The organism is Allobosea sp. 01N443 (assembly GCF_056399325.1).
The window spans coordinates 110497-119299 of the sequence record NZ_JBFTRC010000003.1 but is presented as its reverse complement, the minus strand read 5'-3'; the positions used below and the strand labels follow the sequence as shown (position 1 = coordinate 119299).

At 64.4% G+C, this 8803-nt stretch carries 6 protein-coding genes; 2 read left to right on the top strand and 4 right to left on the bottom strand.

The features are described from left to right. The first annotated feature begins 440 nt into the window (after positions 1-440). Entirely contained in the window at positions 441-3218 is a 2778-nt protein-coding gene (secA, locus tag AC1DRP_RS02265) for a preprotein translocase subunit SecA (protein ID WP_476767689.1), read from the top strand. Positions 3219-3305: 87 nt separating this feature from the next. Here the strand turns inward: secA and AC1DRP_RS02260 are convergent, their stop codons facing one another. The 4 genes from AC1DRP_RS02260 to AC1DRP_RS02245 form a co-directional block, all read right to left on the bottom strand. Beyond that, positions 3306-4229 carry a TorF family putative porin gene (locus AC1DRP_RS02260; RefSeq protein ID WP_441487859.1) on the bottom strand — a complete coding sequence of 308 codons (924 nt, stop codon included), beginning with the start codon at positions 4227-4229 and terminating at the stop codon, positions 3306-3308. A 226-nt stretch (positions 4230-4455) separates the two neighbouring features. Continuing rightward, complete coding sequence (locus AC1DRP_RS02255) at positions 4456-5883, bottom strand: L,D-transpeptidase family protein (RefSeq protein ID WP_441504300.1); 1428 nt, start codon at positions 5881-5883, stop codon at positions 4456-4458. Positions 5884-6051: 168 nt separating this feature from the next. Further along, positions 6052-7005 carry an acetyl-CoA carboxylase carboxyltransferase subunit alpha gene (locus tag AC1DRP_RS02250; RefSeq protein ID WP_476767688.1) on the bottom strand — a complete coding sequence of 318 codons (954 nt, stop codon included), beginning with the start codon at positions 7003-7005 and terminating at the stop codon, positions 6052-6054. A gap of 98 nt (positions 7006-7103) precedes the next feature. Continuing rightward, positions 7104-7871 carry a class I SAM-dependent methyltransferase gene (locus AC1DRP_RS02245; protein WP_441504504.1) on the bottom strand — a complete coding sequence of 256 codons (768 nt, stop codon included), beginning with the start codon at positions 7869-7871 and terminating at the stop codon, positions 7104-7106. A 159-nt stretch (positions 7872-8030) separates the two neighbouring features. Here AC1DRP_RS02245 and gloB point away from each other — a divergent pair, with 159 nt between their 5' ends. Beyond that, on the top strand, positions 8031-8795 hold the full coding sequence (gene gloB, locus AC1DRP_RS02240) for a hydroxyacylglutathione hydrolase (RefSeq protein WP_441487856.1): 765 nt from the start codon (positions 8031-8033) through the stop codon (positions 8793-8795). The last annotated feature ends 8 nt before the right edge of the window (positions 8796-8803 follow it).

The following is an 8803-nucleotide window of genomic DNA, read 5'->3' as shown; positions in this document are numbered from 1 at the left end:
GTCCGCCTGAGCGAAGGCCGGCAGGGCAAGCATCGGTGCGCCGGCCAATGCAAGCCCAAGCGGCAGCATGGCGAAACGGGACAATTTCATCGGGACGGCCTTTCGCTGATGTCCAGAATAATGCTGGCGCTCCACTGCCAGTTGAACACGGCGAAGGCAAGGCGATTGAGCCACTTAGAGGTTGCCTGAAGGTTGCTTTTCGGTAATCCGCAGGCGCTTTTTACATCCCCGCCACCGATCCCCTTGGCACCTGCGGTGCAAAACCCCACATCCCGGCGAGCGATGCCTCACGATCAGCGCGCCGGCTCCGGCAAAAGCGACGCTGGACCCCGCACCCGCACGCGTCTAAACACGCGGTCGAATTGAGATAATCCGGCTTCCGTCGGCGCAGGATGATGACCATGCGCCGCCGCGAGCCAGGCACCGAAAGAAGGCCAGACATGCTTGGCGCGCTCGCAAAGAAACTCTTCGGCTCGTCGAATGACCGGCGCGTCAAGGGCTATGCCCCTCGCGTCGCCGCGATCAATGCCCTCGAACAGGAAGTCGCCGCCCTCAGCGATGAGGCGCTGCAGGCCCGTACTCAGGAATTCCGCCAGCAATTAGCGAACGGCGCCAAGCTCGACGATCTGCTCGTGCCGGCCTTCGCAACCGTGCGCGAGGCTGCCAAGCGCGTGCTCGGCCAGCGGCCCTACGATGTCCAGCTCATCGGCGGTATCGTGCTGCACGAGGGTGCGATCTCGGAAATGAAGACCGGCGAAGGCAAGACGCTGGTCGCGACGCTGCCGACCTATCTCAACGCGCTTGAAGGCAAGGGCGTCCATGTCGTCACGGTCAACGACTACCTAGCCCGCCGCGACGCCGAATGGATGGGCAAGCTCTACAACTTCCTCGGCCTGACCACCGGCATCATCGTCCACGGCATCGATGACGACGAGCGCCAGCGCGCCTATGCCAGCGACATCACCTACGGCACCAACAACGAATTCGGCTTCGACTATCTGCGCGACAACATGAAATACGACGTCGCGCAGATGTCGCAGCGCGGCCACCATTTCGCGATCGTCGACGAGGTCGATTCGATCCTGGTCGACGAAGCCCGCACGCCGCTGATCATTTCCGGCCCGCTCGACGACAAGTCCGATCTTTATGTCATGATCGACAAGCTCATCCCCTCGCTGGTCAAGACCGATTTCGAAGTCGATGAGAAGCAGCGCGCCGTCTCCCTGACCGAGGCCGGCAACGAGCATATCGAGGAGCTGCTGCGCCAGGCCGATCTGCTCAAGGAAGGCGATCTCTACGACGCGGCCAACGTCACATTGGTCCATCACGTCAACCAGGCCCTGCGCGCCCACTCGCTGTTCACCCGCGACAAGGATTATATCGTCCGCAACGACGAAGTCGTGATCATCGATGAGTTCACCGGCCGCATGATGCCCGGCCGGCGCTACTCCGAGGGCCTGCACCAGGCCCTGGAGGCCAAGGAGCACGTCACGGTCCAGCCCGAGAACGCGACGCTCGCCTCCATCACCTTCCAGAACTATTTCCGGCTCTATTCGAAGCTCGCCGGCATGACCGGTACGGCCTCGACGGAAGCTGACGAGTTCTTCCAGATCTACAAGCTGGAAGTGCTCGAGATCCCGACCAACGTCCCCGTCGCGCGCCTCGATGAGGATGACGAGGTCTATCGCACCTTCGAGGAAAAGGTCCGTGGCGTTATCCGCGAAATCAAGGCCTCGCAGGACAATGGCCAGCCCATGCTGGTCGGCACCACGTCGATCGAGCGCTCCGAGCTCGTCGCCGAAATGCTGAGCAAGGAAGGCTTCAAGCAGATCGATTTCAGCGCTCCGAACGCTTTGGAGCCGATCTATGAGGCCGCCCGCCAGGGCAAGCCATCCAAGTATTTCGCCGTGCTGAACGCCCGCTTCCACGAGCAGGAAGCCTATATCGTCGCCCAGGCCGGCGCCCCAGGGGCGATCACCATCGCCACCAACATGGCCGGCCGTGGCACTGACATCCAGCTCGGCGGCAATGCCGAGATGCGGATCCAGCACGATCTGCGCGACATGCCCGAAGGGCCCGAGCGTGACGAGAAGGCCAAGGCGATCCGCGCCGAGGTCGCCGACTTCAAGCAGCGCGTGCTCAAGGCCGGCGGACTCTACATCGTCGGCACCGAGCGCCATGAAAGCCGGCGCATCGACAACCAGCTCCGTGGCCGTGCCGGCCGCCAGGGTGACCCGGGCCGCTCGAAATTCTTCCTGTCGCTGCAGGACGATCTGATGCGGATCTTCGGCTCCGACCGCATGGACGGAATGCTGCAGAAGCTCGGCCTCAAGGAGGACGAGGCCATCGTCCATCCCTGGATCAACAAGGCCGTCGAGAAGGCGCAGGGCAAGGTCGAGGCGCGCAACTTCGACATCCGCAAGAACATCCTGAAATACGACGACGTCATGAACGACCAACGCAAGGTCGTCTTCGAGCAGCGCCGCGATTTCATGCGCCAGGCGAGCGTGCGCGAGACCATCGACGACATGCGCCACGGCGTCGTCGAGGACGTCGTAACCCGCCGCATCCCCGAAGAGGCCTATGCAGAGCAGTGGGATGCTGCTGGCCTGCGCGAAGACGTCCATAACTTCCTCAATCTCGATTTGCCGATCGAGGACTGGGCCAAGGAGGAAGGCATCGCCGACGCGGAACTCCGCGAACGCATCCGCACCCAGGCCGACCTGGCCTATGCCGAGCGCATCGCCCGCAACACCGAAGAGGTCATGACCTATGTCGAGAAGCAGGTGCTGCTGCAGACGCTCGACCATCTCTGGCGCGAGCATCTCGTCACGCTCGACCATCTCCGACAGGTTGTCGGCTGGCGCGGCTATGCCCAGCGCGACCCGCTGAACGAGTACAAGCAGGAAGCCTTCGAGCTCTTCGACGGGTTGATCGGCCATCTGCGCGAGCAGGTCACCGGCAACCTGATGCGCATCGAGGTCCGCTTCGATCAGCCGGAGGATGGCATCCTGCCACCCCAGGATACCCTGCCTGCTCCCGCCTTCGGCGATTACGGCGGCAGCGGCCTGCAATATGCCGCAGTCGAAGAGGGCGAGGTCGCGGTTGTGGACCGTGACCCGACCGATCCATCGAGCTGGGGCAAGGTCGGCCGCAACGAGCCCTGCCCGTGCGGCTMCGGCAAGAAGTTCAAGCACTGCCACGGGCAGTTCGCCTGACACCCCGGTGGCCTCAAGCTTCGGAATATGAAAAAGGGCCGCTCTCACGAGCGGCCCTCTTCGTTTGTCCTGCATGATCGCGCGGCGTCACTTCGGCGCGAAGACCCCGACGCTGCTGGCCGTGATGTCGAAGGAGAGCGTCCCGACTACGGTCGGGTTGCACCAGTTCGAGCTATAGCCGCCTCCCGCGTTGCCTCGGGTGATCCCGCGCGGATCGGAGGTCAGCAGGAAGCAGTTGGCCTTGGACAGGTTGGTGTCGTGATAGCGCAGATCGGCGGTCAGGTTCTTGTAGGTGTAGGACAGGCCGGCATTCCAGTAATTGTAGTCGGGCAGCCGGATCGGCGTCGGGAACGCGATGTTGGTGCTGGTGGTGCCGAGCCAGTAGCGGCCGAACTCTCCAGAGACCGAGAGACCCTCGAGGAAGGGCAGATTGTACTTGGCCGTCAGCGAAGCGTAGGTGCCCGTTGCGCCCGTGCCGAGCCAGTCCCAGGCATAGAAGACATTGGCGCCGAGCGTGGCCTTGTCCTCCCAGTTATAGGAGACCTTGCCGGCAAGCTCGGTGAAATCGGTATTGCGCGGCGTCCAGATCACGCCGAGCCCGTCGATGAAGCGCTTCTCATTCGGATAATAATATTGGATCACGCCCAGGTCGAAGGTGACCGGGCCGAATTTCGGACGGATACCGCCATAGAAGTCGATCTCGGCGGGCGGGCTGGTCGCGAGATCGACATTGGCACCGAAGACGCCGAGATAGAACAGGTTGTCATAGAACTGCAGCTCCACCGAGCCTTGGGCGCCGGGCTTGCGGTCCGTCTGCGAGATGCCGCGGAAAACGTAGTCGGTCACGCCCTTGATGCTGACCGCAGCATCGATCCAGGTGATGCTCGGCGGAACCGGTGCCGGCGGCGGACCCTTCTTGCTTGGCAGGTCGGATGCCTGGGCCGCACCAGCAAACATGGCGAGCGACAGCGCCGCGCCAGTCGCCGGAAGACGTATCAGATCGAGAACCATCAGTAGCTCCGTCAAAAGACAGAAACCGCGCGCGAATTGCCGCGTTTCTGCCCCAATCAGGCCGATGGAACCGGATTCTCAGCAAGACGAGCTTTTTGGCATCCTGCACAGGAAAATCGCAGAAGCCGCCTGTCGGGCGGCATCTGCGCTGTCAAAATGAGCTTCTGCGAGGAAGTCAGGATCTGGTGATATTTTTGTCACGCATCGAATGCGCGACAAAGGAGACTCAACGGGTCGCGGACTGGCTCGAATAGGCAGCGTTCGACTGGTCGAGTTGCGTCGTGCGCAGCGTGTCTGCCCGACGCGGCGGCAGCGGCGTGCGCACATTGGTCGGCTTCGCCGGAACGACGGAAGCGACTGGCGCGGCCACAGGCGCCTCCACAGGCTGCGCCGAGCCTCCGATCAAGGGCACGAAGCTCAGCGCACGCTGATAGAAGGGGCGGTTATCAGCGACGGTGCCCACGGCAGGGGCCGCCGGCACCGCGCTGGCAACGACTGGCACCTGCTGGGCAGCACCCGGCAGGACCTTGGCCACCTGGGTCGCGGCAACAGCCGCGGCCGGCGCAGCGGCGGGCTTGACCACCACAGCGGGAGCAGCAGCCGGCGTCGCCACTTCGGCCGGCGCGGCGGCAACTGCCGCGAGGACAGCCTCATTATCGGCCGAAACCGCACGCACCGTCGCCTTGGTCCGTCCCTTGTCGTCCAGCACGACGACGCGCGGGCCAACGGTCAGCGCGTCCGGGCGGCTGATGCCGACGTCCCGCGAAGCCCAGGATGCCGACCTGTTCAGCGAATCGGACCCACCCGTGACGAGCGTCTGCTTGAAGGAACTGTGCTGGTCTCCGTCATCATAGATCAGCTTCACCGCCGGCGTGCCCTTCGCCACCAGCGCCGCAACCTGGACCTCGTCCTGCTGGCGCTTCTGCGCCACGGCCCCGCCCAAATTGCCGCCGTTGAAGACGTAGCGGCCGCCACTGACACCGACGCTCGGCTCGTCCTTGGCGACCTCGAAATAGTCCGAGCCTTCCTTCAGGTTCTTCCAGAAGGCGATATTGGGGTCGAGCCGGTGCTTGGCGAGGTTTTCCGGCGTCATCCGGAAGGGGAAGGCCTGCATCTGCACGGCCTTCTGGCCGGCGCCCTGTGCTTCGCGCACCAGCGCATAGATCTCGCCGATCTGATCGTCGGTCATCGAATAGCAGCCCGCCGAGGAGCAGGCGCCATGAACCATCAAATGCGCGCCGGTGCGCCCATGGGACCGGTCATAGGCATTGGGATAGCCCATGTTGAACGAGACATAATAGGACGAATTCGGGTTCATCTGCCCCGGGGAGATGGCATAGAAGCCCTCCGGCGCCATGCGATCGCCTTCGCGGACCTTCGGACCGAGCTGGCCGGACCAGCGGCACATCGGGAAGGTCTTCAGCAACTCGTAGCGGCCATCGCCCTTGCGCTTCCAGACCTCGAGCTCCGACTCCTTCTTGTAGGAGCGGATCAGGATCGGCTGATCCTTGCTCATGCCCTTCTCGGACATCAGCGCATAGGTCGCCGATGGGATCGGGATGTTATGGCGCGCAGAGCCGCGATACCGCTCCTCTTCGCAGGCGCCCAGGGTCAAAGCAACGAGCGCCACGAGGGCGATGTGTCTTGCTGCCACGTCGTCGATCCCATTGATCAAGCGGTCGTCGCCGACCTTCTATGCTCAAGACGGCAAAATCGTGCCGCTCATCATGGTTGTGAAGCGTTAGGCTTGACCGTTCCTTACCACAAGGGGGTCAGATCTGGCCATACGGTAAAGGAAGCGTAAACAGCGGGATTGCGAAGCTCAAAGGCTGCGGCCGATCGCGAGGAATTTCTCCTCGCGCTGGGCGACGACCTGCTCGGCCGAGAGGCCCGCGAGATCGGACAGGGCAGCTGCGATCGCATCGCCAGCGCGCGAAATCGCCATCTCGGGATCGCGATGCGCCCCTCCGGTGGGCTCGCTGACGATCCGGTCGATGATGCCGAATTTCAGCAGATCCTGCGCCGTGATCTTCATGCCGGTCGCGGCGTCCTGGGCGCGCGCCGTATCGCGCCAGAGAATCGAGGCCGCGCCCTCCGGCGAGATCACCGAATAGATCGCATGTTCCATCATCATCACGCGGCTCGCGGCAGCGATTGCGATGGCACCACCTGATCCGCCCTCGCCGATCACCAGCGCGACGCTCGGGCTGCGCAGACCGAGCCATGCCTCGGTCGAGCGCGCAATCGCTTCCGCCTGCCCGCGCTCCTCGGCCTCGATCCCCGGATAGGCACCGGCGGTGTCGACGAAGCTCAGAACCGGCAGGCCGAAACGATCGGCAAGCTCGGCCAGACGGACAGCCTTGCGATAGCCCTCAGGCTTCGGCATGCCGAAATTGTGCCGGATGCGGGTCTCGGTGCTGTTGCCCTTCTCCTGCCCCATCACGCAGACCGGCTGACCGCGGAAGCGCMCGAAACCGCCGACGATCGCCTCGTCCTCGCCGAAGGCGCGGTCGCCCGCAAGCGGCGTGAATTCGGTGATCAGCGCTGCACAGTAATCGATGAAATGCGGTCGCTGCGGATGCCGGGCGACCAGCGTCTTCTGCCAGGGCGTCAGGGCGCCATAGAGGTCCTTGAGCGCCTGGTTTGCCTTGGCATCGAGCTTTCCGATTTCCTCGGACAGAGAATAGCCGTCCCCCTTTGCATCCAGGGCACGCAATTCATCCGCCTTCGCCTCAAGCTCGGCGACCGGTTTCTCGAAATCAAGATAGCTACGCATTGTGATCCAGTTCTGGGGCGGGGCCGTCGATCCGCAGGGGGAGACGGAAGACCGGGGCCCGAAAAGCGGCGGACCTTGGCCGTGCCACGCTGTGATTGTCAACCCGCCGGGCGCTTGTCCCGCGTTTCGCCCAATCGTGGCGTCGGGGTGGGCTGGGGCAGCAGGACGGGACGAAAGGCAAAACTGCGCCGCGTCGCACGCAGCGGCGCCCGGCGATAGAACTGCTTGGTCGCATCGATGACATGGACGCCAGCGAAGGGCAGCGACAGCCCCGAGCCAACCCGCTCCCAGGCTGGGGCGGAGCGCATGAACAGCTTGCGTTTGAGCGGGGGTACATAGAGCGCCTCGGCCCAGTTCTCCGGAGCGAAAGTCGCGCCGCGCATCAGCGATTCGAGCTGTGAGCGGCTGAACGGGCGGCCGTGACCGAAGGGCGTTCCGTCCATCCGGGCCCAGAGCCCACGGCGATTGGGCGCGACGACGAGCATGCGGCCACCGGGACTGAGCACGCGCGCCACCTCGTCGAGCAGGTCGTCGGGGCTCTCTGTCTCCTCAAGAGCATGAACCAGCACGACCCTGTCGACCGAGGCTGTCGGCAAGGGCAGCAGCGTCGGCTCGACCAAGGCCGAGGCCGAGAGACCTTCCGACGGCCAGTTCACCACGCCTTGCGCCGCCGGCATGAAGGCGAGCACGCGCTCGGCATTGGCGCCAAGCACCGTCAGGTAGGGGGTGCAGAAACCCAGGCCGAGCAGGCGCTGGCGTCCGCAATCCGGCCAGAAACGCAGCATCGCCCGGCCGATGAAGCGCCGGGCGACATGGCCGAGGGGACTGGCATAGAAGGCGCGAAGGTCGACGACGTCGAGAGCCATGAACATGAAATGGACCGGCGGTGGCGCCGACGCAAGGGCACCGGGTTCTGCTCGGGCAGCACACGGCCATGCTTGATCGCGTGCCGGTCATGCCCCAATTCATGATGCGCTGATCGCCTCCCGGCGGTTATCCTTCGCTTCCCGCGCCAGGAGCCTTCCATGTCCCTCGACATCCATATCTTCCGCACGCTGAGCGACAATGCCGGCGCCTTGATTCGCGATCCCGCGACCCACGCCTGCGCGGCGGTCGACGTCCCCGACGCAAAGGAGGTGCTGGCCGCAGCCGAGGAGAAGGGCTGGGCCATCTCCGACATCTTCATCACCCATTCCCATTTCGACCATGTCCAGGGCGTCGCCGCGCTCAAGCAAGCCACGGGCGCGACAGTCTACGGCCCCGCGGACGCCCGGGACGCTGCCCCCGTCGACACCGTCGTCGGCGAAGGCGATCGGGTTCCACTCGGAGGCTTCGTCTTCGACGTCTGGCACACGCCCGGCCACGCCGATGGGCATCTGACCTTTGTCGGCGAGCAGACCCGGCTCGCGCTCGTAGGCGATGTCGTCTTCGTCATGGGTTGCGGACGCGTTCAGCCCGGGCAGTTGCCCGCCATGTGGACGTCGCTGTCGCGGATCATGACCCTGCCCGACGACACCCAGCTGATCACGGGGCACGACTACACCCTCGCCAACGCCCGTTTCGCGGTGTCCGTGGATCCCGCCAATGCCGTGCTGAAGACCAGGCTCGCCGAGGCCGAAGCGGCCAAGGCGGCCGGGCGGTTCTGGGCGCTGACCACGATCGGGGAGGAAAAGGCCACCAACCCCTTCTTCCGCGCCGGACAAGCCGCGCTCGCAACCTCTGCGGGCCTTGCCGGGGGTGAACCCGGCAAGGTCTTCGCCGCCCTTCGTGAAGCCAAGAACAGGTTCTGAGCGATGAC